The 23,278-nt window shown below is 63.6% G+C and carries 13 protein-coding genes; 4 read left to right on the top strand and 9 right to left on the bottom strand.

Annotated features, from left to right (window positions below; genetic code table 11):
• The first annotated feature begins 115 nt into the window (after nt 1-115).
• Complete coding sequence (locus tag ACN9M3_RS18390) at nt 116-874, top strand: flagellar brake protein (protein WP_426318240.1); 759 nt, start codon at nt 116-118, stop codon at nt 872-874.
• A gap of 17 nt (nt 875-891) precedes the next feature.
• Here ACN9M3_RS18390 and ACN9M3_RS18395 read toward each other — a convergent pair whose 3' ends face one another.
• Together ACN9M3_RS18395 and galB are read right to left on the bottom strand one after the other, a co-directional pair.
• On the bottom strand, nt 892-4,092 hold the full coding sequence (locus ACN9M3_RS18395; protein ID WP_426318241.1) for a TonB-dependent receptor: 3,201 nt from the start codon (nt 4,090-4,092) through the stop codon (nt 892-894).
• Between the two features lie 49 nt (nt 4,093-4,141).
• The gene (galB, locus tag ACN9M3_RS18400) at nt 4,142-6,820 is read right to left on the bottom strand and encodes a beta-galactosidase GalB (protein WP_426318242.1); all 2,679 of its coding nucleotides are present in this window, start codon (nt 6,818-6,820) and stop codon (nt 4,142-4,144) included.
• A gap of 288 nt (nt 6,821-7,108) precedes the next feature.
• Between galB and ACN9M3_RS18405 the strand changes: the two genes are divergently transcribed.
• Both ACN9M3_RS18405 and ACN9M3_RS18410 read left to right on the top strand, forming a co-directional pair.
• Nucleotides 7,109-8,788, top strand: a complete 1,680-nt coding sequence (locus tag ACN9M3_RS18405; RefSeq protein ID WP_426318243.1) for a rhamnogalacturonan lyase B N-terminal domain-containing protein — start codon at nt 7,109-7,111, stop codon at nt 8,786-8,788.
• Complete coding sequence (locus ACN9M3_RS18410; RefSeq protein ID WP_426161941.1) at nt 8,785-9,429, top strand: PEP-CTERM sorting domain-containing protein; 645 nt, start codon at nt 8,785-8,787, stop codon at nt 9,427-9,429. Before ACN9M3_RS18405 ends, ACN9M3_RS18410 begins: the two co-directional genes overlap by 4 nt.
• Here ACN9M3_RS18410 and ACN9M3_RS18415 read toward each other — a convergent pair.
• The 6 genes from ACN9M3_RS18415 to smc form a co-directional block, all read right to left on the bottom strand.
• Nucleotides 9,426-10,247 carry an aldo/keto reductase gene (locus tag ACN9M3_RS18415; protein ID WP_426318244.1) on the bottom strand — a complete coding sequence of 274 codons (822 nt, stop codon included), beginning with the start codon at nt 10,245-10,247 and terminating at the stop codon, nt 9,426-9,428. The two genes, ACN9M3_RS18410 and ACN9M3_RS18415, sit on opposite strands and share 4 nt — an antisense overlap.
• 22 nt (nt 10,248-10,269) lie before the next feature.
• Nucleotides 10,270-12,255: an OPT family oligopeptide transporter gene (locus tag ACN9M3_RS18420; RefSeq protein WP_426161943.1), complete on the bottom strand. Its 1,986-nt coding sequence runs from the start codon at nt 12,253-12,255 to the stop codon at nt 10,270-10,272.
• A gap of 76 nt (nt 12,256-12,331) precedes the next feature.
• Entirely contained in the window at nt 12,332-12,868 is a 537-nt protein-coding gene (def, locus tag ACN9M3_RS18425; protein ID WP_426161944.1) for a peptide deformylase, read from the bottom strand.
• A 2-nt stretch (nt 12,869-12,870) separates the two neighbouring features.
• A complete protein-coding gene (gene ligA, locus ACN9M3_RS18430; protein ID WP_426318245.1) occupies nt 12,871-15,216 on the bottom strand; it encodes an NAD-dependent DNA ligase LigA in 2,346 nt (781 codons plus the stop codon).
• Nucleotides 15,217-15,224: 8 nt separating this feature from the next.
• Nucleotides 15,225-16,349, bottom strand: a complete 1,125-nt coding sequence (locus tag ACN9M3_RS18435; RefSeq protein WP_426318246.1) for a cell division protein ZipA C-terminal FtsZ-binding domain-containing protein — start codon at nt 16,347-16,349, stop codon at nt 15,225-15,227.
• A 14-nt stretch (nt 16,350-16,363) separates the two neighbouring features.
• The gene (gene smc / locus ACN9M3_RS18440; protein WP_426318247.1) at nt 16,364-19,894 is read right to left on the bottom strand and encodes a chromosome segregation protein SMC; all 3,531 of its coding nucleotides are present in this window, start codon (nt 19,892-19,894) and stop codon (nt 16,364-16,366) included.
• A gap of 79 nt (nt 19,895-19,973) precedes the next feature.
• Here smc and ACN9M3_RS18445 point away from each other — a divergent pair, with 79 nt between their 5' ends.
• A complete protein-coding gene (locus ACN9M3_RS18445; RefSeq protein WP_426161950.1) occupies nt 19,974-20,444 on the top strand; it encodes a low molecular weight protein-tyrosine-phosphatase in 471 nt (156 codons plus the stop codon).
• Here ACN9M3_RS18445 and ACN9M3_RS18450 read toward each other — a convergent pair.
• Nucleotides 20,441-23,179, bottom strand: coding sequence for a DUF1631 family protein (locus tag ACN9M3_RS18450; RefSeq protein ID WP_426161952.1), 2,739 nt, complete (start codon nt 23,177-23,179; stop codon nt 20,441-20,443). The two genes, ACN9M3_RS18445 and ACN9M3_RS18450, sit on opposite strands and share 4 nt — an antisense overlap.
• Between the last annotated feature and the right edge of the window lie 99 nt (nt 23,180-23,278).

Raw genomic sequence — 23,278 nt, forward strand, 5'->3', positions numbered from 1 at the left:
TCAACGCAACAGAAAAGCAGCATTCATTGCCGTTTAGCAAGCGCTGAGCGCCGGAACGCGGTAAAGTGTTGGCGTCCTCTCCCAAAAAACGAGAACCTGAGCTGTGAACGATCCAATGCCAAACGACTTCCGCAAGGGACCGCCCCGTCCACAAGACGCGGTGGAGCCGATTGCCGCGGGGTCACATCCGCACGATATCGTGGACCCCGATGAAATCGGCGACGCACTGGCGGCGCTGGCCGATGCGGGCGACGCGATTTCTATCTACCACCGGGACAACGTCGAGCCGGTGATGGCGCGCCTGCTGTCCGTCGATCCCGAACTGCCGCACTTCGTGATCCAGCTGAACGAAGGTTCAACCCTGCCACCGGGTGAATGCACCTTCGTGGCATGGCTGCGCAGCGCCAAGTTCCAGTTCAAGCTGGACGACCCGCAATGGAACGCCCTGCCCGAGCAGCCAACCCTGGTCCCGGCGCAATTCCCCGAACGCTGCCAGGTGCTTAACCGCCGCGCGGCGCCGCGCCTGGAGACGCCGCTCGGCACCTACCACACCGCCTCCTTCGTCCTGAATGGCAAGCCGTACGAAATGCAGCTGTACGATTTCGCTGTCGGCGGCGTCGGCATGCGCTGCTCGCCGCGCGATGCAGTCGGCTTGCATGTCGGCCGCAAGCTGCAGCGCGTACGGCTGGACATGGGCCCCGGCTCGGTGCTGATCTGCGACCTGGAGATCCGCCTGGCGCGCCATTTCCGCTCCTTCCTGCTCGGCGAGCAGGTGCAGATTGGCTGCCAGTTCCAGAACCTCTCGCCCATGATGCAGGACGAACTGCAACGCATCCTGGAAAGGCTTAACACTACCCGCGGCGGCCAGCGCTAAGCCCCGGCTTACGCCGCCTAGAACGAAGTCCGCAGCGACAGCGTGTAGCTGGCGCCGGGCTTGTACTCGTCGAAGATCGCGTTGCTGAATTGGGTATAGGTCTGGCTGATCGCCTTGTTGGCATTCCAGACGCTGAGCGTCAGGTCGGTGTTGTACCTGAAGCCGAACATCTGCTTCAGGTTCATGCCGACCGACGCATCGACCTGGGTGCGCTCCGTGGTGTAGGCATACGCCCCTCCCGCAACATTCAAGCCGGTACTGGTGTTCACGACATGGCTTGCCGTGTATTGGCGTGCCACGCGGATATTCAGGCCGCCGCGTTCATAGTACAAGGTAAGGTTGTTGGTGCGCGGCGGCACGCCGGCCACTGGCGGCGCATTCGGCGCGTCGTCCGTCTGCTTGGCATAGGTGAAGTTGGCGGTGAAGCCAAAGCCCTTCACCGGCAGCATGTCCAGCGGCTGCTGCCAGGTGGCTTCCAGGCCTCGAACCTTCAGCTTGCTGTCGATGTTGTACGGCTCGGTGATTTCCACCAGATGCTTGTCGCGGCCACCGCTGGCCGTCACCGCCTGCTGCTGCGCCTCCGTCAGGCCGACGGTGCCGAACATCTGGTCCAGCTGCGCCAGCGAATAGGTGTTGATGCGCTGGCCCGGGCGGCTGGTGATGTCTTTGCCGAAGGCGCTCAGGGAAACATAGGCTTCCTTGCTCATGTAATACTCGAGCCCGATATCCAGGTTGTTCGCCTCGAATGGCTTCAGGTTCGGATTGGTCACGCTGCCCTGGCGCGCGCCCTGGTCGCCCAGCGTAAGTTGGGTCTGGCGCAGGTCGGCCGGGTTGGCACGCGTCAGCGACTTCGACCCGGAGGCGCGCAGGATGGTATTCGGCGTGACGTTGTAGGCCAGCGTGGCCGACGGCAGCGTGTTGCTGTATTTGGTGGTCTCGTACCTCCACACACTGAGGTTGTCATACAGGCCGCCGTTCTTCAGCGTCGCGTTGCGCGGGTCGGCGCCGACACTCAACACGCCGATGGTCTGCTCGGTCTGCGCATAGCGCACCCCGGCGTTATAGCGCAAGGTGCGGCCAAAGAGCTGCACGCGGCCGGTGGTTTCCGCATAGGCCGCGTCCACCACTTCGCGGATGTAGCCGCCGCTGCCGTTCTGGAAGCCCTTATGGATGTTGTCGCGGAAGTACTGGTAATCCGTATCAGCGGCAAACCTTGGCCAGTCGACGGTAATGAAACCATTGCTGCCCGCTTTCACGTAGTTCGGGATTGCCGAATTCGGAACCACCGAACCGAGATACATCAGGGGCGCCGCCCCGGCGGTGGAACCGGTGCCGTAACCCGGGTAGGCAGTGGTGACATCAGCCACCGGGCCTGGCGTGCTGCGGCCATCGCAACCGGGGCTGCGGATCTGTGTGTTCGGTGCGAAGAAGCGGTAGCTCATGTTATTGCCACATGCGACGTTCATCCAGGCGTCGGCGACGGAATAGCTGCGGTAGCGCCGTTCGATGTCGTCACGCGAACCGCCAAACTTGATGCTGAAGTCCGCGTCGCCCCAGTTGACGTTCAGGCGAGTGCCTTTGGTCTTGTTGGTGCGCTCGTAGAGGTCCATGCGCAGCCCGGACAGGCTCTGGCCCGCCTGGTACCAGCCGAAGTTGTTCGGATCGTTGATGTCCAGGTTGGAGGTGTAGACCGGCGTCTGCCCCGGCGTGCTGTTGTCGTAATAGATGACGGAATTGGGCGACCTGGTTGCCACCAGCACGGTCGGCATGTCGCGGAAGAAGGTGCTGTTGGTGGCGTTGAAATGGCCGTCGATGGTCCACTTGTCGCTGGGACGGAATTCGAAGCCCGGATTGATGCTGCGGAACTTGGTCTCCTCCTTCATCGGGCGGTATTCCAGCGCCCAGAAAGTATTGGCAAACGTCGCCTTGGTGATGGTGCACCCCAAGGTGCAGTCGCTGCGGTCGAATTCCATGCCGATCGGTATCGGCGTATTGGCGCGGGTGCCGGCGTTCATGCCCTCGTAGGTCATCCTGTTCTTCTTCTGCGCGAACATGGTGTCGAGGTAGATATCGAGCATATCGTTCGGCTGCCATTGCAGGCTGATGACTTCACCGGCGCGATTACGCTTGCCTTCGTAGACAAAGTGCCGTCCCAGTCGGCCCATCAAGCCGTTGTCGATCTGCTGCAGCGTGGCGCCGGGGTTCAGCGCCAGCAGCATGGCGCGGTCGATCTGCTTGCCCGGCACCAGGATGGGGCGTGCAAATTCCGGCAAGGCGCTCAATGCCAGGCCGGACGGAACGGTGTCGGGCGTCGATTGCGAGCCGCCGCCGGTGCTGTTCAATTTGTCCGACGCATTGCCCTGGAAGGATTTCAACTGGAAGTTGCGCATGTCGACCGTCTGGAACCCGTCGGTCTTGTAGCCGGTGTTCCCCCAGGCGATGCCGGCCAGGGCGCCGAACTTGCCCCAGCCGGCGGTGGTCCAGGTATTGCTCACCAGGGCCGATCCGGTATTGCCGGTCTTGCTGTTTTGCTCGCGGTAGTTGCCGCTCAGGGTAAACGCGGAGCGAAAGCCGGCCTTGTCGAAAGGACGTACGCTGCGCATATCGACGGTGCCGGCAATGCCGCCTTCGATCAGGCTGGCCTTCTGGCTCTTGTAAACGCTGGCGCTGCGAAATAATTCCGAAGGCAGGAAGTCCATGTCGACTTCGCGGTTGGCGCTGATCGAACCGCCCCAACTTCCCGCCGACGCCGACGCCATGGGCGCGCCGTTCAGCAAAACGCGCGTGAACGCCGCGCCCATGCCGCGGATCGAGATGTTCAGGCCCTCGCCGTCGATCTCGCCGCGCCGCACGTTCACGCCCGGCACCCGCGCCAGGGCATCGGCAATGTTCGGGTCGGGGAATTTGCCCATGTCTTCGGAGAAGACGGTATCGCTCAAGCCGATGTTGTCGCGCTTTTCCATTGCCGACAGCGCGAGCGAGCTGCGATAACCGCTCACGGTGACTACCGGCAGCACCTTGTTCGCTGCAGTTGGCCTGGCATCCGTTGCCGGCGTGGCTTCGGCGGAGGGCTGCGACTCGGTGGCCGCAGTGGCTGGCGGTTGCGGCGCTTCGCTTTGCGCGTAGGCCGTGGAAATCATCCCCGCGAGTATGGTCATGACGAGGATTTCACCGCGCGTGCCGAAGCGGCGCACGCGTCCTCCCAGTTGCTGGTTCATGCTGTCTCCTTTATATATGGCCTCATGGGCCTTGATTTAGTTAGCGCTATCAATGCGCTTGCAAAGTTACATTTGCTCCTTGTAATGCGGGCGCTTGCGCCCGCACGGTGATGGCTCCCTTCTGTCCAGGCTTGCCGCGCACGATGGCCAGGCACAAGCCGTTGAAGGCTGGTCGTTCGGTGGATGGGAAAGGCACGAAGCTGGTCGGGTCGCCGTTATCGGTCGCCACGATCTCGCCCGGGCCTTCGATGCTGAATTTCACGTTGTCCTTTGCCATGGGGACGGTATTGCCTTCCTGGTCGGTCACGTGCAGGGTGATGAACGAGAGGTCGGCGCCATCGGCCGCGATCTCGCTGCGGTCAGGCACCAGGTCGAGCTTTGCCGCAGGGCCCACGGTGCGTACCGTCGATGCCGCCCATTCCTTGCCCTCTTTGTACGCGATTACCTTCAACTCGCCCGGCTCGTAGGTCACCAGGTCCCAGCGCAGGCGGTATTCGAATTCCGCGCGCTTTTTGCGGCCCTGGCTTTTGCCGTTCACGAACAGTTCGGCCTCGGCGCCCGAGGTGAATACGTGGACCGGCGTGAACTTGCCTTCCCTGCCCGGCCAGGTCCAGTGCGGCAGGATGTGCGCCAGCGGAAGGTCCGGGCGCCAGCGCGCCTGATACAGGTAGAAGCGGTCCTTCTTGAAGCCCGCCAGGTCGATGATGCCGGAATAGGAACTGCGCGAAGAGTAGAACGGCGTCGGCTCGCCCAGGTAATCCCAGCCTGACCAGACGAATTCGCCCGCCACATAGGGGTATTGGTCCTGCGCGGACCAGGAGCGGTCGGCTGAAGTGCCGAAGTCGGACGCATACAGCTCGTAGGCGCTGACCTGGTGCGTATTCCAGTCGCCGCCGGCGTCGGGCCGTACCGAGGATGTGAGCGCGCCCGTCACCGGAAACTGATACTCGCCGCGGCTGCTCAAGGCCGAAGCGCTTTCGCTGCTGAAAATCATCTTGCCTGGGAAGCGGGCACGGAATTCAGGGAAGCGGCCTGGATTGCTGCGGATGCCCGCGCCCTGGTAGTTCACGCTGACCAGGTCCACCGTGGCCGGCAGCGGCATGTGGGCACGGGCGTAATTCATGGCGGTCATGGTCGGGCGGCTGCGATCCTCTTGCCGCACGATGGCAGCCAGCTTGCGGCCGATCGCGGCGCCCTCTTCACCGGTGTACTGCTCCCCCACCTCGTTGCCGATACTCCAGATCACAATCGAGGGATGGTTGCGGTCGCGGCGGATCATGGCGCGCAGGTCCTGCTCGTGCCAGTCGGGGAAGATCAGGTGCGTATCGAGCGCGGTCTTTTTCCGTTCCCACACATCGAACACTTCGTCGATCACCACGATGCCCATGCGGTCGGTCAGCTCCAGCAACTCCGGAGCCGGCGGATTGTGGCTCATGCGCAGCGCATTGGCGCCCATTTCCACCAGCATTTGCAGCTGCCGTTCCGCAGCGCGCACATTGAAGGCGGCGCCGAGTGCGCCCAGGTCATGGTGGTTGTTCACGCCCTTCAGCGCAATGCGCTCGCCGTTGACCAGCATGCCTTTGTCAGGGTCCATGCGCACATCACGAATGCCGAACCTTGTCTCGAATTCGTCGATCCCAACGCCGTCGCGCCGGACGGTGGTGACGGCCACGTATCGATGCGGATGCTGGGTCGGCGGCGGCCCCCAAAGGCGCGGCCGCGCGATGGTTGTGCTGCCTGTTGCGACATTGCTTGCGCCTGCGGCCACTTGCAGGCGCTGCGGCTGGATGTGCGCAACCGGCTGGCCGCTGCGGGTCCCCTGTTCGTCCAGCGCGTATATCGCCGTTGCCACACTGACGGTGGCGCCGCTGCGCGAGTCGTTGTCCACCGCGACTTCCAGCGACACCTCGGCGGAGTCCCGGCTCACGCGCGCCGTTCGCACATGGGTGCCCCAATGCGCGACATGGATGGGCGCCATCTTGGTGAGCCACACATTGCGGTAGATGCCCCCGCCCGGATACCAGCGCGAAGACTCCGGCGGGTTATCCAGCCGTATCGCGAGCATATTGCTGCCGCCGGGGACGACGTATGGCGTCAGGTCCAGCCGCCAGGAGTTGTAGCCGTAAGGCCAGCCGCCGACCAGCTTCCCGTTGAGCCACACCGTCGCATACGACATCGCGCCGTCGACATCGAGGAAGATCGAGCGGCCGCGGTCGGAAGCCGGTATGTCGAGTGCCTTGCGGTACCAGCCGATGCCCCAGCTGGGCAAGCGGCCAACGCCGCCATAAGGACCGGTCTCCAGGAAGGGCCCGGCAATGGCCCAGTCGTGAGGCAGGTCCACGCGCTTCCATGCGACGTCGTCGTAGCCGGGCTTCAGGTAGGCCACGTCCAGTTGCGGCTCCTGCGCCGGGCGCCGATGGCGTCGAGCGGGATCGCTGATAAAGGCGTTGCCGCTCGGGAGTATCCACGGCTTGAGGACCTGTTCCTGTGCTGCGGCCGCAAGCGCCGCAGCCTGCGGCACCGCATCGGCAGCCTTGCCGTCTTCACTTGCCGTCACCTCGGGTCGCACGTCGTAGCGCAGCGAAGCGGAGGTACCGGGTGGATCGCCCATCGTGAAGCGCCAGCCGGCATTGATCGACAGGCGTTCTCGCGGAGCGGCGGCAGCAAGCAGCGCGACAGCCCAAAGCAACAGGGACGCCAGCGCCCTGCATTTCGTCAGACGTTTCATGTTTTCCCGTAGTTCGAAGTAAGCCGTCGCGCAAACAACCAACCACTAACACGAAACCGATAGCGCAACCATTTCAGTCTATATTTGGCGTCATAGAAATGTCAACAACTTGTTGGCGAGACTGTTGCGCACGATTGAAAGGCGTTGTTTGCGCTATTCATTTGGCGCAGGCCTTCGATCAACATGGTGATTTTCTGGCGTACCGCAGCCGTGCCCCCGTTGACTGGCCACTGCCACTGCTTTGATACTTCAACGGCAACATACCAAAAAAATCCCCAAGGAGACATCGTGAAAACTTTCCGGTTGAATGCCTGCGCGGCAGGTATGGCCTTGCTCGTCCTCTTTTCCGGCTGGTTCGCCGGCAATGCCCATGCGGCCGACTTCGGACTTACTGAAGACAGCAATTTCTACACCATCGACACCGGCGCCGGCCTGGTGTTCAAGATCCGCCGTACCGACAATGGCGTGAGCACGCAGTCCGCCGGCGACATCGCTTCGATGATTTACAACGGCGTACAGTACCAGGACCAGTCGCGCGGCAGCCAGGTGAATTCCGGCTTTGATTTCCTGTACACCGGGGTTTCCGCAGTCAGCGTAAACGCCACCACGCTCGGCCCCGACTTCATCAAGGTGACGGTGCAGGCAGGCGACCTGACGCACTACTATATCGCCCGCCGCGGCTATCCGCACATCTACATGGGCACCTATTTCACCAGCGAGCCAAGCACGCTGGGGCTGACACGCTATATCCTGCGCGTGCCGATTGCCGCCTTGCCGAACGGGCCGGTGCCATCGGATATCCGCAACAATACGGGCGCCATTGAATCGGGCGATATTTTCGGACTGGCCAACGGCCAGACCCGCTCCAAGCATTATTCCAACATGCGCCTGAAGGACTGGTCGTACATCGGCGCCACCGGTCCCGGCGTCGGCCTGTGGGTGGTACGCGACAACAACGAAGGCAATAGCGGCGGCCCCTTCTACCGCAGCCTGCTGAACCAGGGCACCTCGACCACGCAGGAGATTACCTATATCGTCAACTATGGCGAGGCCCAGACCGAAGCGTTCCGGCCCGGCATCCTGAACACTTATTCGCTGGTGTTCAACAACGGCAGCGCACCGACGACTCCCGACACCTCCTTCTTCGCCAGCATGGGCATGACCGGATTCGTCGGCCCTGAAGCGCGCAGCCGCGTGGCCGGCGTGGGCCTGCAGGGACGCGACACGCGCTATGAATACACGGTGGGCTTCTCCAATGCCACCGCCCAGTACTGGGCCAAGGCCGATGCGGCAACCGGTCACTTCGACAGCCCCGGCATGATTCCCGGCACCTACACCATGAAGGTCTACAAGAACGAACTGGTGGTCGATACGCGCAGCGTGACTGTGGCGGCGGGACAGACGGTGGCGCTGAACACCATCAATATCGCGGGCGACCCCAGCACCGCGGCAGCGCTATGGCGCATCGGCGACTGGGACGGCACGCCGGCGGAACTGCTGAACGGCGACAAGGTCACCACCATGCATCCATCCGACGTGCGCATGGCTTCCTGGACGCCGGGCGACTTTGTGATCGGCAGTTCCAGCGCGGCCACCGGATTCCCGGCTTATCAATGGAAGAGCGTCAACGGCACCATCACCATCCGTTTCAACCTCAAACAAAGCCAGCTTGTGCCGCTCACGCTGCGGGCCGGGATCACCGTCGCCTTCGCAGGCGGGCGGCCCAAGGCACAGGTGAACGGCTGGGTCTCGGCCAACCCGGCCGCCTCCAGCCAGCCTTCAACGCGTACACTGACCGTAGGCACCTACCGTGGCAACAATACGCTGTACACCTTCAATATCCCGGCCAGCGAACTGGTGGTCGGCGAGAACGTGCTGACCCTCACCGCCATCAGCGGTTCCAGCGGCACCACTTACCTGAGCCCCGGCTACGCCTGGGATGCCGTCGACCTCATTCCTACGCCATGAACAAGATAAGACTACTCACCCTGTCGGCAGCGCTGGCCGCTGCCGCCGCAGTGCCGGGCGCGGCATCGGCAACCGTGATGCGTACCTTGGCTGCGCCGCCCTCCTCGCTGCACACCGCTACCTTCAGCGCAAATCTCGCGCTGTCGAATGATTATGTGGAGGACGGCCTGCTGTTCCATTTCAACGGTTCGGCCAACAACAACCAGTGCGGCTATGCCGGCATCAACTGCTATGACCAGCCATCGGACCTCAGTCCCTGGTTTTCGGGGAATTACATGTCGACATCGGGGAACAATGCCTACATCAGCATCAGGCGGGCAGACGGCAGCGATTTCCGCAGCATCGCCTTCGCCGCGGCGTCCGGCTACCTGACCGTGAACGGCTACTGGAGTACATGGAACGACAATGTGCGCACCGGCGCCGGCAATTTCACGCAGGCTGGCGGCACCCTGCTTGGGCTCTATGATGCGACGGGGTTCGACGAAGTGCGCTACTACGCCTTCTCCGGCGCCAACCGCAGCAGCGGCTGGAGCAGCCCGGCCATCGATGCAGTCCAGGCAGACATACCGGAACCCGGCGGCGCTTTGCTGCTGGGCGCCGGCCTGTTTGCCCTGGCCACGGTGCGCCGCAAGCGCGCCTAGAGCACGTCCAGCGGCGTGGCGCGCGTGGGCGGGGCGAACGCCTTGTCCAGCGAAGCCAGGTCCTCTTGGTCCAGGCGCAGCGTCATCGCGGCCGCGTTGGCGCGCACATGCGCTTCGCTTCTTGCTTTCGGAATCGGCATCACGCCGTCCTGCCGCAGCAGCCATGCCAGCGCAATCTGCGCGGGCGTAGCATGGTGACGCGACGCGATGGCCTGCAGCGCCGGTTCGGCCAGCAGGCGTTCCTGTTCCTTACGGTTGGATTCAAGCGGCGAGTAGGCCATCAGCAATATGCCGCGCTCCTGGCACCAGGGCAGCAGGTCCCACTCGATACCGCGACGACGCAGGTTATACAGCACCTGGTTCGCCTCAATGGCTTCGCCGCCGGCCAGCGCAGTCGCCTTTTTCATGTCCGACAGGTCGAAATTGCTGACGCCGAATTCATGGATCTTGCCGGCCTGCTTCAGGGCTATCAGCCCTTCCAGGGTCTCGGCGAAAGGCACGCTGCCTTGCCAGTGAAGCAAGTACAAGTCGATGTGGTCGACCTTCATGCGCTTCAGGCTCTTCTCGCACGCCGCCACCACGCCCTTGCGCGAAGCGTTCTGCGGCAGCACCTTGCTGACCAGGTAAGCCTCGCTGCGGCGGCCGGCAATCGCTTCGCCGACCGCTTTCTCGGCGCCGCCATCGGCATACATTTCCGCCGTGTCGATGACGGTCATGCCGAGGTCCAGTCCCAGTTGCAGGGCGCGCACCTCGGCAGCCTTGTCGGCTGCCCGCTCGCCCATATTCCAAGTGCCCTGCCCGATCCTCGACAGCGTCATGGCGACCTCCGGAAGTGTTGCGTCAAGCCTCGATGGCGCTGGCCGACTTCGCGGACCAGCGGTACAGCCCTACGACCACGGCGCCAGCAACGGCCAGCGCGATCAGCATGGTGGTTGCCTCGCTCATGCTGTTGGCAATTGCCAGCGGTTCGCCCTTGTTGGTCAGCACGATCAGGCCAGCCAGGGCAACGTTGAACAGCGATTCACCGACAATAAAGCCGGACATCACCAGCACGCCCAGGCGGGAAGCTGCTTCGCCATGCTTCTTGTTGCGCATTGCTTTCTCGAAGAAGTAACCGGCGATTGCGCCCACCACCACCGGCGAGGTAACCGCCGACGGCAAGTAGATGGCCAGGCCGACGCCGAGCGGCGCACAGCTGTATTTGCGGTTGCTGGACTTCTTCAGGATGAAGTCGAGTGCAACCAGTGCCAGGCCGATCAGGGCGCCATAGCCGATCAGGTCCCATTTCAGGTCGCCGCCGATCACGCCTTTGGCCAGCGTGGAAATCAGGGTCGCTTGCGGGGCCGCCAGCGGCTGGTCGGAAATGGCATTGGCATTCGGTGCGCCCGCGAAGCCGTTCGCGTGGTTCAGCAGCTCCAGCACCGGCGGCACCACGCAGGAACCGGCGAACACGCCGATGATCAGGGCGACCTGCTGCTTCCAGGGCGTCGCGCCGACCAGCTGGCCGGTCTTCAGGTCCTGCAGGTTGTCGTTGCCGATCACGGCTACTGCCAGCACCACGGTGGTGACGAACAGTGCGAAAGCGATCAGCGCCTGGGCGGTATCCGGCCCCATGATTTCGCGGCCCACCCAGCCTACCGAGGTGGCGGCACCCAGGATCGACAGGATGGCCAGGCCGGATACCGGCGAATTGGAAGAGCCGATCAGGCCGGCCATGTAGCCGCACACCGCGGCAGCCAGCATGCCGGCAATCAGGATGTAGCCGATGCCCACCACGATCAGAGGGGTCGAGATCGAGGACAGCGGGCCGCCCGACAGGAAGGACGACAGCAGCCAGCCTGCCGGCACCATAGACAGAAGGGTCACCAGGCCGACGATGAAGATCGGCAGGTCCTTGTCTTCGCGCGGCACGTCGCCGCCGCCGGCCTTGGCGCGGCGTGCAGACTCCATCGCGGACTTCAGGCCGCCCACGACCGGCTTGGCCAGTGTCGCCAGCGTCACGATCGCGGCAGCGCCAATGGTGCCGGCGCCCATCATGCGCACCTGGCTGCTCCAGATGCCCAGGGCGTGGTCGGCCACCGATACGCCGGGAGCCGCCGGATTGGCCATGGTCAGCAACGGGACCAGGATACCCCATGCAATCACCAGGCCGACCAGCATGGCCATGCCGACCGCGATACCCATCAGGTGGCCGGCGCCCACCAGGGCCAGCGAGCTCGATGCTCCCAGGCCGGTGGCGCCGTTGCCGAATTTGACGAAATGCGCCACTTCAGCGGCAACCAGCTTGGCAGCGCCGAGGAAAGCGAAAATGGCGGAAGCCACGGAACCCCAGATCACCGCCCACAGTCCAGCCTTGCCCTCCTGCGCGCCGGCACGCGATTGGGTGCCGACTTTCAGCACTTCCGCCGCGGCCACGCCTTCCGGATACGGGAGGTCGGACTGCGACACCAGTGCGCGACGCAGCGGCATGGTGTACATCACGCCCAGCACGCCGCCGATGGCGCAGGCGCCAAAGGTTGGCCAGAAAGGAATTTTTGCCCACCAGCCGATCATCAGCAGGCCAGGCAGCACGAAAATCACAGACGCCAGCGTGCCCGCGGCCGACGCGATGGTCTGCACGATATTGTTTTCCTGGATCGTCGCATCCTTGAATGCGCTGAGCAGGGCCATGGAAATCACGGCAGCGGGAATCGAGGTGGCGAAGGTCAAGCCGACTTTCAGGCCAAGATAGACCTGCGCCGCGGTAAAGACCAGTGTAATGAGAATGCCGAGGGCGATGCCGCGGACACTGAATTCGAGCGGGTTGTTCTGCGACTGGTTGCTCATCTGGGTAATCCGTTGTGTTGATAAGGATGCAAAGTGGCCGGGATATTACGCCAGATTCGCGGCGCCGCCAAACAAATCAGTCGTCGTCGCCGGGATCGAGGTCGGGGAACAACACCGAGGTAAAGCCGAACTTGGAGAAGTCGCGGATCCGTGCTGGATACAGGATCCCCAGCAAATGATCGACCTCATGCTGTACCACGCGGGCATGGAATCCCTCGGCATCGCGCACGATGCGTTCGCCGAACTGGTCGTAGCCCTCATAGTGCAGGCGCGTATAGCGCGGCACAGAGCCGCGCAGGCCCGGCACCGACAGGCAGCCTTCAAAGGCCTCTACCATCTCTTCGCCGAGCGGCGTCAGCACAGGGTTGATCAGCACCGTTTCCGGCACTTGCGGCGCATCGGGATAACGCGTGTTGGCCTTGAAGCCGTAGATCACCAGTTGCAGGTTGACGCCAATCTGCGGCGCCGCCAGGCCGGCGCCGTTCGCCGCATGCATGGTGTCGAACATGTCCACGATCAGCGCATGCAGCTCTTTCGTGTTGAACTCGCGCACCGGCTCGGCAACGCGCAACAGCCGCGGATCGCCCATTTTCAGGATTTCACGCACGGCCATGCTTAGCCTCCCAGCAGCGCGAGCAAGCCCGCTTCATCAAGAATCGTCACGCCCAGCTCTTCGGCCTTGGCCAGTTTGCTGCCCGCCTCCGCGCCGGCGACGACATACGAGGTTTTCTTCGACACCGAACCCGACACCTTGCCGCCGGCACCTTCGATCAGGGCTTGCGCCTGGTCGCGGCTCATGGTCGGCAGCGTCCCGGTGAGGACGAAGGTCCTGCCGCTCATGGCGCCTTCCGCCTCGGCCACCTCGGGCAGTTGTGCCAGCAGCGCTTCGCGCAGCTCGTGCAGGGCCACCAGGCATTCGCGGTTGGCCCGTTCGCGCAGCCAGGCTTCAAGGCCCTGTTCCACGGTCGCCGGCAGGCCGAACACGTTATACACCGTCAAGTGCGACAGTGCCTCCAGCGTCATGCCCTGCTCTACCAGCTGGCGCGCGCGCGGCTCGGTCAGTTTCGGAATGCCGACGGCAGCCAGCAGCGCAACCGTGTCCAGCTTTTCGCGCAGCGCGGCCTTTGGAGCATGCTCCCCTTTCGGCGCCACGCCAGCGGCCAGCAGCGCATCCAGCGCCTCCTGGTTGCGCTCTTCGGCGAAGAAATCGGCAATCGATTCGGCTACCGTACCGCCGATATCAGGCAGCACGCGCAGCAGCGCCACGGGCGCCTTGCGGATCAATTCCAGCTTGCCCAGCCAGTCGGCCAGCGTCTTGGCGGTCGACTCGCCGACGTGGCGGATGCCCAGTGCGAACAGCAGGCGCTCCAGGGGCGGGTTCTTGCTGGCGGAGATGGCGTCCAGCAGGTTTTCCGCCCACTTGGTCGGGACCTTGCCCTGGGCGACAGTTTCCGGCGTGGTGCCGTCTCGCTCGTCGGCCAGGCGCTTCATTTTCAGCAGGTCATCCAGGGTCAGGCGGTACAGGTCCGCCACGCCATGCACCAGGTTGCACTCGACCAGGTTGTCGATGTAGCGGTCGCCCAGGCCTTCGATATCCATCATGCGGCGGCCGCAGAAGTGGCGGATCGCCTCCTTGCGCTGGGCGGAGCAGAACAGGCCGCCGGAGCAGCGCGCGACCGCTTCGTCGGCCTCACGCACCACGTGCGAACCGCATACGGGACATTCGGCCGGCAGCGCCCACATCAGCGGTTCCGGCGCTGGGCGCTTCTCCAGCACCACGGACAGCACTTCCGGAATCACGTCGCCCGCGCGGCGCACGATGACCGTATCGCCAACACGTACGTCCTTGCGGCGCACTTCGTCCTCGTTATGCAGCGTTGCATTGGTGACAGTCACGCCGCCGACGAAGACCGGCGCCAGGCGCGCCACCGGCGTAATCGCGCCGGTACGGCCAACCTGTACCTCGATCGCCTGCACGGTCGTCAGCGCTTCTTCCGCCGGGAATTTATGCGCCAGCGCAAAACGCGGGGCGCGCGAAACGAAGCCCAGCGCACGCTGGTCTTCGAAGCGGTTGGTCTTGTACACCACGCCGTCGATCTCGTACGGCAGCGAGGGACGCGCTTTCCCGATGCGCTCGTAGTAGCCCAGCAAGCCATCCTTGCCGCGCACCACCTCGCGTTCGGCGCATACGGGCAGGCCAAGTTCGGCGTACCAGTCCAGCAGCGCGCTGTGCGTTGCCGGCAGTTCGGCGCCGGTCAGTTCGCCGATGCCATAGGCATAGAAGCTCAGCTTGCGCTGCGCGGTGATGCGCGAGTCGAGCTGGCGCAGCGCGCCGGCGGCAGCGTTGCGCGGGTTGACGAACTCTTTCTGGCCCAGTTCACGCTGGCGCGCGTTCAGGGCGGCAAAATCGGCCTTGAACATCAGCACTTCGCCGCGTACTTCCAGCACCGGCGGCGGCGCATCGGTATTCAGGCGCAGCGGGATGCCCTTGATGGTACGGATGTTGGCAGTGACGTCCTCGCCGGTGTAGCCGTCGCCGCGCGTTGCCGCCTGCACGAAGACGCCGTCTTCGTAGCGCAGGTTGATGGCCAGGCCGTCGAACTTGGCCTCGGTTGCGTATTCGACCAGTTGCACTGCGTCGAGTCCTTCGCGCACGCGGCGGTCGAAGTTCTCGATATCCTCGTCGTTGAAACCGTTATTCAGCGACAGCATCGGCACCGCATGCGTCACGGCGGCGAATTCCGCCAGGGGCGGCGCGCCCACGCGCAGGGTTGGCGAGTCGGGAGCCTGCAGCTCGGGGTGCGCCGCTTCAATCGACTGCAGTTCGACGAACAGCTTGTCGTATTCGGCATCGGGGATGGTCGGCGCATCCAGCACGTGGTAGGCGTGCAGGTGGCGGTTCAGCTCCGCGTTCAACCAGGCTGCGCGTTCGGCGGGTGTTGCGTGTTGGGTATTGCTCATGTTTCCGGTTAGCTGAACAGGCGCAGTGCGCGGGTGGAACCAGCAGGAATATCCGATGCAGCCATGTCGTCGTAGAACTCGCGCACCTGGCCGGCAATGCTGGCCAGGGTTTCGTCGGCCAGCGGCTGGTTGGCGTCATCGACAATGGTCGCATCCAGGCGCGCCATCAGGTTCTTGGCACAGCCGATCATCGAGCCAAAGCCGTCGCGTGCCGGAGCGACGCAAGGCACGTCCAGCAACAAGGTCAGGCGCGAAGTGGTTTCCTCGGCCAGCGTGACGTTGGTCGACAACGAGAACAAGTAGCCGCCCTCGCCGTCCGGCATGGCATAGCGGCCGTCCGGGCGCATGTCGAAGCCCAGCTTCTCCAATGCGCCGAGCAGGGTCGCTATGTTCCATGGAGCACCGTTGGAAGCGAGGTTCACGCCCAGCTGCGCATCGTGGTTGGCTACGAAGCGATGCAGGTTTTTCGCATCCTGCATGACTTCGATCATGTCCGGGATTTGCGGCTCGGCGCCGATTTCGTCGGACACGCTGCGCAGGCGCGTCACCAGTTCGGAGTATTCCAGTTCATTCAATGCGGTGCTGCGGCTGGCCAGCTGCACCCCGCCTTGCAATTTGGTGTACACCACGCCGTGGCGCACCGGTTCCCAGTCGCCGCTCACGGCCAGGCCAATGAAGTGGACAGGCTTGTTGCCGACAAAGCGCAGCTTCTGCAGGGCCGGCAGCAGTTTTTCGCCGCGGGCCGGCGCTTCCAGTTCCAGCGGCAGCAGGCAATCGATCAGCGGATCGACCAGGCAGGTGGCCAGTTCTTCGGCAGGCACGCCGGCATCGGCGGCGCGTACCGGCAGCACCGGCTCATTGCTGTCCGGTGCGATATTGGGCCCGGCGACGTTGCCGACATGGCCTCCGACATGTTCCGGCACGCCGTAGGCGCCCGAACCGGCGTCCGGCATCGGCACGTCGTCGAGGTGGAAGCGCGGTTCGGCGCGCACGCCGTCATCGCTGCGCATCAGGACATCGTCGTGCTGGCCGTCGAAGGCGCGCTCGACACGTTTCTTCAGCTTGTACTCCTGCCACTTGTTGTAGCTTATGACGCCAACGACGAACACGCCGCCGGCGGCAATCAAACTCATTTGGAAATCTGTAATCATGCGGCTTGAGCCTCTGTAGCAAATGATGCGGCGGATTCCATGTCCACCGCTACGATGCGCGACACACCTTGTTCCTGCATCGTCACACCGATCAGTTGATTGGCCATCTCCATCGCAATCTTGTTGTGCGAGATGAAGAGGAATTGGGTCTGTTCGGACATGCGCTTGACCATGCGGCAGAAGCGCTCGGTATTGGCATCGTCCAACGGCGCGTCCACCTCGTCCAGCAGGCAGAATGGCGCGGGATTCAAACGGAACATCGAGAACACCAGGGCCGTTGCGGTCAGCGCCTTTTCGCCGCCGGACAGCAGATGGATGGTGGCGTTCTTCTTGCCTGGCGGTTGCGCCATGACCTGCACGCCGGAGTCGAGGATTTCCTCGCCGGTCATGATCAGCTTGGCCTGGCCGCCGCCGAACAGGATCGGGAACAGTTCGGAGAAGCTCTGGTTAACGCGGTCGAAGGTGTCCTGCAGCAGGTCGCGCGTTTCCTTGTCGATCTTGGTGATCGCATCTTCCAGGGTCGCAATCGCTTCGGTCAGGTCGCGGTTTTGCGCGTCCAGGAAATTCTTGCGCTCCGACGCGGTAGCCAGTTCGTCCAGCGCGGCCAGGTTGACGGCGCCCAGCGCGGTAATGGCGTTGGTCAGGCGGGTTACCTCGCCCTGCAGGTAGGAGGCCTTCATGTCCGGGTGCAGTTTTTCGGCCAGCGCGGCTTCGTCGGCCTGCACTTCGGCCAGTTGCTGCGCGAACTGTTCCTGGTTCAGGCGCGCGGCCTGCTCCTTCAGCTGCATTTCGGTGATCTTGTCGCGCTGCGGCTGCAAGCTGCGCTCGGACTGCATGCGCGAGTCTTCGAACTGGCGCAGTTGCTGCGTGATCTGGTCCAGTTCATGGCGGGCGTCGGCCAGCGCGCGCTCCTGCTGCGTGCGCCGGTCCAGCAGGTCCTGCAGGCCTTCGTTGGCGGTGCCGGCCTCCAGCCCTTCCAGCTCCAGCTTGCCGGCCTGCAGGCTTTCCGTCACCTGCGCGACTTGCGAAGTAGCGGTCGCAATATTTCGACGCAGCTCGTCGATGCGGTTGCGCCCCGATTTCTCGGCAAATTCAGCTTCCTGCGCCTTGCGTTCCAGTTCGCGCAGAGCTTCGCGGGCGTCGGCCAGGCGCTGCTCTTTCTGCATGAAGGCAGTCTGGCCGTCTTCATGCTCGCCTTGCAGGTTGCCCAGCTCCATATCGAGCTGCTCGAACTTTTCTTCCGATTCCAGCTTTACCTGCATCTGCTCTTCTTCTTGCGCGGCGATTTCGGCGAGGTCGGTTTCGATCTGGTTGCTGCGCTGGTTGAAGCGGGCTTCGATCTCGGACAGCTTGACCACTTCCAGCTGCAGCGTATGCACGCTGGCGGTCAGGCTTTGCACCTTGGCGCGCAGTTCGGTGAGCAGGCGGCCATGGTTGCCAAGCGCCGCATCGGCACGCACGGCGCGGCTGCGGGCTTCTTCAGCCAGCATCGATTGCGCGCGCAACTGCTTGGTGATGTTGTCGATTTCGTGCTGGCGGCCCAGCATGCCGGCCTGTTCGTCGTCCGCCGCATAGAAGCGCACCGACGATTGCGTAATGATGTGGCCCTGCTTCGTCACGAAGCAGCCGCCCGCCGGCAGCGTGCCGCGCGCGGCAAAGGCGCTGGCGTTGTCGTCGGCCAGGAACACATTGTGCAGCCAGTCCTGCAGCACGCCACGCAAGCCAGGATCGTTCAGCTTCAGCAGGTCGAGGAATGGACGCAGCGTCGCATCGCCCGATGCCGCAGGCGCAGCGGCGGCAACCGCAGGCGCGAACAGCGCCAGCTTGGCCGGCGGCGCATCGTTGAAGAAGTGCTTGGCCCATTCGATATTCGATACCTGTAACGCCGAAGTCCGTTCGCGCAGCACAGCCTCCAGGGCAGTTTCCCAGCCTTGCTCGATGTCGAGCTTTTGCCACAGGCGCGGCAGCTCGTTCAGTTCGTGCTTTTGCAGCCATGGCGTGATCTTGCCCTCGGTCTGGACGCGCTCCTGCAACTGGCGCAGCGCATTCAGCCGCGCTTCCAGCTGGTGGGTCGCGGCGGACTCGGATTGCACGGCTGCCTGCGCAGCCTGCCGTTCTTCCTCGAGCTTTGGCTGCTGCTCCAGCGCTTCCTCGAGCATCATGTTCTGCTCTTCCAGCGACTGCTGCTTTTCTTCGAGCTGCATCTTCAGGTTCGACAGGTGCGATGAATCCGGCATCGCCAGCCCGCCCTTCTCCTGCTGCAGGCGCTCCTTGCGCGTCGCCAGGCCGGCCAGGATGTTGGAAGCATTGCGCTGGTGCGCAGATTCCAGTTCCAGTTGCTGCTGCGCCTGCATGATGCGCGCGCGCGACTCCGTGCTCCGGGTCTGCGCCTCGCGCCATTCCTGCTCCAGCACCGGCAGCAACTCGCCCTTCTGCTCGGCCAGCATGCGCGCCTCTTCCACGCGCGCCGACAATTCCTCCAGGTTGATTTCCGCTTCGGCGACCTGGCCGCCGTATTCCTCCGCCTGCTGCGACCACTGGTCGCGCTGCGCGGTCAGCGTAGCCAACTGCTGCTGCAGGCGGGTGCGCGACTCGATCACGAACTTGATCTGCGCCTCAAGGCTGCCGATTTCTGCATTGGTCTGGTACAGGTGGCCCTGCGCCTGGTGCAGGCGGTCGCCGACAGCGAAGTGCGCCTGGCGCATCTGCTCCAGCGTCAATTCCACGTTGCGCAGCTTCGCGGTCTGTTCTTCCAGGTCGTTTTGCGCCTGCTCCATTTCGCGGAAATACTTCGCCTGCTCGGCCTGCGCCTCGTTCTTGCGCAGCAGCCAAAGCAGCTTCTGTTTTTCCTCCTGGTCGGATTGCAGCTGGTGGAACTTGGTCGCCACCGCAGCCTGGCCTTCCAGCTTTTCCAGGTTGTTAGTCAGCTCGCGCAGGATATCTTCCACGCGCAGCAGGTTTTCCCGCGTATCGTGCAGGCGGTTTTCTGTTTCGCGGCGGCGTTCCTTGTACTTCGAGACCCCGGCCGCCTCTTCCAGGAACACGCGCAGTTCTTCCGGGCGCGACTCGATGATGCGCGAGATCATGCCCTGGCCGATGATCGCGTAGGCGCGCGGCCCCAGGCCGGTGCCGAGGAAGATATCGGTGATATCGCGCCGGCGCACCGGCTGGCCGTTGATGTAATAGGTGGACGTGCCATCGCGCGTCAGCGTGCGCTTGACCGCGATTTCGGCGTACTGCCCCCATTGGCCCGACGCCTTGCCCTCGTTGTTGTCGAACACCAGCTCGACGGAAGCGCGGCCGGCCGGCTTGCGATGGGTGGAACCGTTGAAAATCACGTCCTGCATCGATTCGCCGCGCAGCTCGGAAGCCTTCGACTCACCCAGGACCCAGCGCACCGCGTCGATAATATTGGACTTGCCGCAACCGTTAGGACCAACCACGCCGACCAACTGCCCGGGTACCTGGAAATTGGTGGGATCGACGAACGACTTAAATCCCGACAATTTAATGGAAGATAGACGCACGTTTTATCTGTACTTCGCCCGCTGGGACGTGTTAAAAAAGTGGCTAATCATACCATTTTCCCTGTATAGCAAGAACAAAATGAAGACCAGAACCGCCATCCTGTTTGTATGCATGGGTAACATTTGTCGCTCCCCGACCGCAGAGGGTGTATTCCGGACCCGCGCCCAGGCTGCCGGGCTCGATTTGCACATCGATTCAGCAGGCACCCACGCATACCATATTGGCAACCCGCCAGACCCGCGCTCGACCCGGCATGCCGCTGCCCGCGGCTATGACCTGAGCGCACAACGCGCCCGCAAGGTGGCCGCGGAGGACTTCGAGCGCTTCGATTACGTGCTGGCCATGGACCACGACAACCTGGAGATGCTGCAGCGGGCCTGCCCCGCGCAACATCGCCACAAGGTCAGGCTGTTCATGGAGTTCGCCTCACGCTCCGGCTCGGACGTGGTGCCCGATCCCTATTACGGCGGCGCGAATGGCTTCGATACGGTGCTGGATTACATCGAGGACGCATCGGACGGCCTGCTGGCCGCCCTGCGCAAAACCTAGGCAGAAGTGCCGTTGGCCGGCAAATCGTGGTGATCGTCGTTGACGGCGGCGACACCGCCCATTGCCACCGACAGCGCTGCAGCCACCACGCCTTCGGTACGGATCAGGCGCACAGTGCCCTTGCGGAACTGCTCCGCCATCGCCTCGCCCGTGATCGAGAACGCCTCCTGGCGGCCCGTGGTGGAGAAGATGTAAAGCGTCTTGAGTGGACTGATCCAGGCCAGCTTGACCTTGCGCTGGCTGCCATCTTCCTGGTCGAATTCAAGCCACATGCCGCGCGTCAGGCTATCCACCTCGATCGCCGCATCGTCGTCCGGAGGCGGCGCCTCTTCCGCTTTTACTTCGGCTACAGCCTGCAGCTGCATGCGGCGCTCGGCATCCTTCTTCGCCACTTCCATTGCAAGTTCAACCTGGCGCTCGGGCGACATTTCAATCGGCGCACGAACGATCGAGGCATGGCACTCAGCCAGTTCGGCGAAGAATTGCAGGCGATCCGCATCCTGCCACTTGATCACGTCCAGCCATTTGTTCAGGGTGGACAGCAAGGTAGGCAGCTTGGCAATCAGGGTCTTGCGCTCGTCCTGGGTGATCTTCGGACGCACGCTCCAGATCAGGTCATCCATGGTCTGGGTAGCGTTGTTGACCGCGCCCGGCTTTTCGCCTTCGACGCTATAGGCAATGGTCAACACGGACACCCACTTGTTCTCCAGGAAGGCCTCGACGATCGCCACCACTTCGCCAGTGCCGATGCGCAGTGCCACGGCATCCTTGGCCGACTTGGCGGCCACCGACATCTTTTCCTGCTTCAGCGCCTTGGCGATCGGCTCCGCCATGGCGGCTGCAGCTGCCGCCTCCTCAGCCTTGATGGAGGCTTCCAGTTCATTGACCGCCTCGGTGAAGACGGTCATTTCCTCCTCGTGGTCCTCGCTTACCTTCTCCACGCTGCGCTGCATGGCCTTGTAGAGAGGATCGTCCGGGTCCTTGCGATTCTCCCAGCCCATGCGCGACAGCAGGTCGATCATGCGGCGTGCAGGATGCGCTTCCTGGAAGAAGAAATTCTTGTCAACCAGCGCGGCCTTCAGCACCGGGATCTGCAGGAAGCGGATCAGGTTGCGAATCTCGGGCGAAATGCTTTCGTCGCGGAACACCGTCTCGAACACTGCCGACAGCAGGTCGATCGTGCCTTCGTCGGCGCGAGTCAGGCTGCCGGCAGGCGCCTGCTCTTTAATCTGCGGCAGCAAGAACACATTGCTCATCGAGCCGCCACCAGTAACAAAGCCGGGGGCCGGCATCGCGCCGCCGCCGGCCTGCACGGGCCCCATAGCGAATCCTGGAGCCAGGCCCGCCGGCATGCCCGGCGCCGGCATCGCACTGCTATCGGCGCTGGCAAACACGGCGCCCTGCGGCACGCCGCGCTGCAACTGCGCCAGGAAATTCATCAGCGGCTCTTTGGCGCTGACCAGCGATGCGCGCTGGGCCGCTTCGTTATTGGCCCCGCCGTGGAAGCCCTGGGCCGGCCCCTGAACCCAGCCTCCCGCAGGCACTGCCACGCCACCCGGCACGCCCGGCACGGCGACGCCGCCCAGCATTCCGCCCGGGACGGCCGCTCCCGCACCTGCAACTGCTGGGCCGCTCGCCAGCGGCATGCCCGGCAGGCCACCACCGGGTACAACACCGCCGGCAGGAATCATCATGCCGCCCACGGCCGGCACGCCAGGGACGCCGGCCATCATTGGCGCGGCACCAGTTGCAACGCCCGGCGCCATGCCAACGCCACCAGGCATTGCCATGCCAGGCGCCGCGCCGGCCACATAGCCTGGCGCAGGCATTGGCTGCCCCGGCGCTGCCATTGGCGCTGCTGTCCCGGCACTTGCCGGCGCGGCAGCTGCCAGCGCCTCCGCTGTATGCGCAGGCGTACCATACAGCCCCGGCGTCACGCTCAGAGTAGGCAGTGACAGGTCGAGGTCGCCCAGTTGGTCAAATCCGGTCGGCGCTGCCTTGCCGCCCGGCGCATCGCCCGCACCAGAGAAGAATTGGCGCAATTGCTCCGCCAGCGCGGCCTGCTGGTTTTTCTTGCGAGATGACGCTTGCGACGCATCGTGCGAATCAGCGCGGCGTGACTTGTGTTTTTCGACCGAGCCCGGCCCCACGCCCTTGCGCTCGAGCGCTGAACTCAGCTCCTGCAGCATGGCGCCAAAATCGAAGAACTCTTCCGGACGCAGGAATGGCTTCATCAGCTCATTCGCCTCCTCATCCTTGATGAAATCGATCCACGCCTGCTGGAAGGCGCCGAGGAAGACTTCCGGCCGGAAGGGGTTCTGGTTAATGCGCAGGATATCGCGGTCCAACAGGAAGGCCAGGCGCACATTCAGGGTGGCGAGGCCATCGGAATACTTGGCTTCAAACGGCTTGCTGAAGCTGCCCAAGGTCACCTTGGTATCCATTTCCTCCATGGACACCAGGGACAGGGACTCAGCCACCTTGCGCACCGGCGCCTTCTGCCCTGGCGCCAGTTGCGCGATTTCCAGCCGCAGGTCGTTTTCCAGTTGCCTGGCGAAGATGCCGAGGAAGGCGTAGTGATCGGTGCGCAGCCGGTTGCCGGCGCGCAAGCGCGCTTGCAGTGTCTTGACGTCGACTGCCTCGCCCGCGTCCACCAAGCTGCCCGCCCATTGGGTGGACAACTCATTGAACTGATCACTGATGTGCTTATTGACCAGGCTAATCAGGTTTTCCAACAAGGCATGCCGCGGCGTGACCGCTTTTTGGGGCGCCGAAGATGTGTGGTTTTCTGGAAGCATGGTCTGGCCTGACTTTGGTGGTTATTCACATTGTCG

It is taken from the genome of Pseudoduganella sp. R-43 (assembly GCF_049913255.1).
GTDB lineage: Bacteria > Pseudomonadota > Gammaproteobacteria > Burkholderiales > Burkholderiaceae_D > Rugamonas.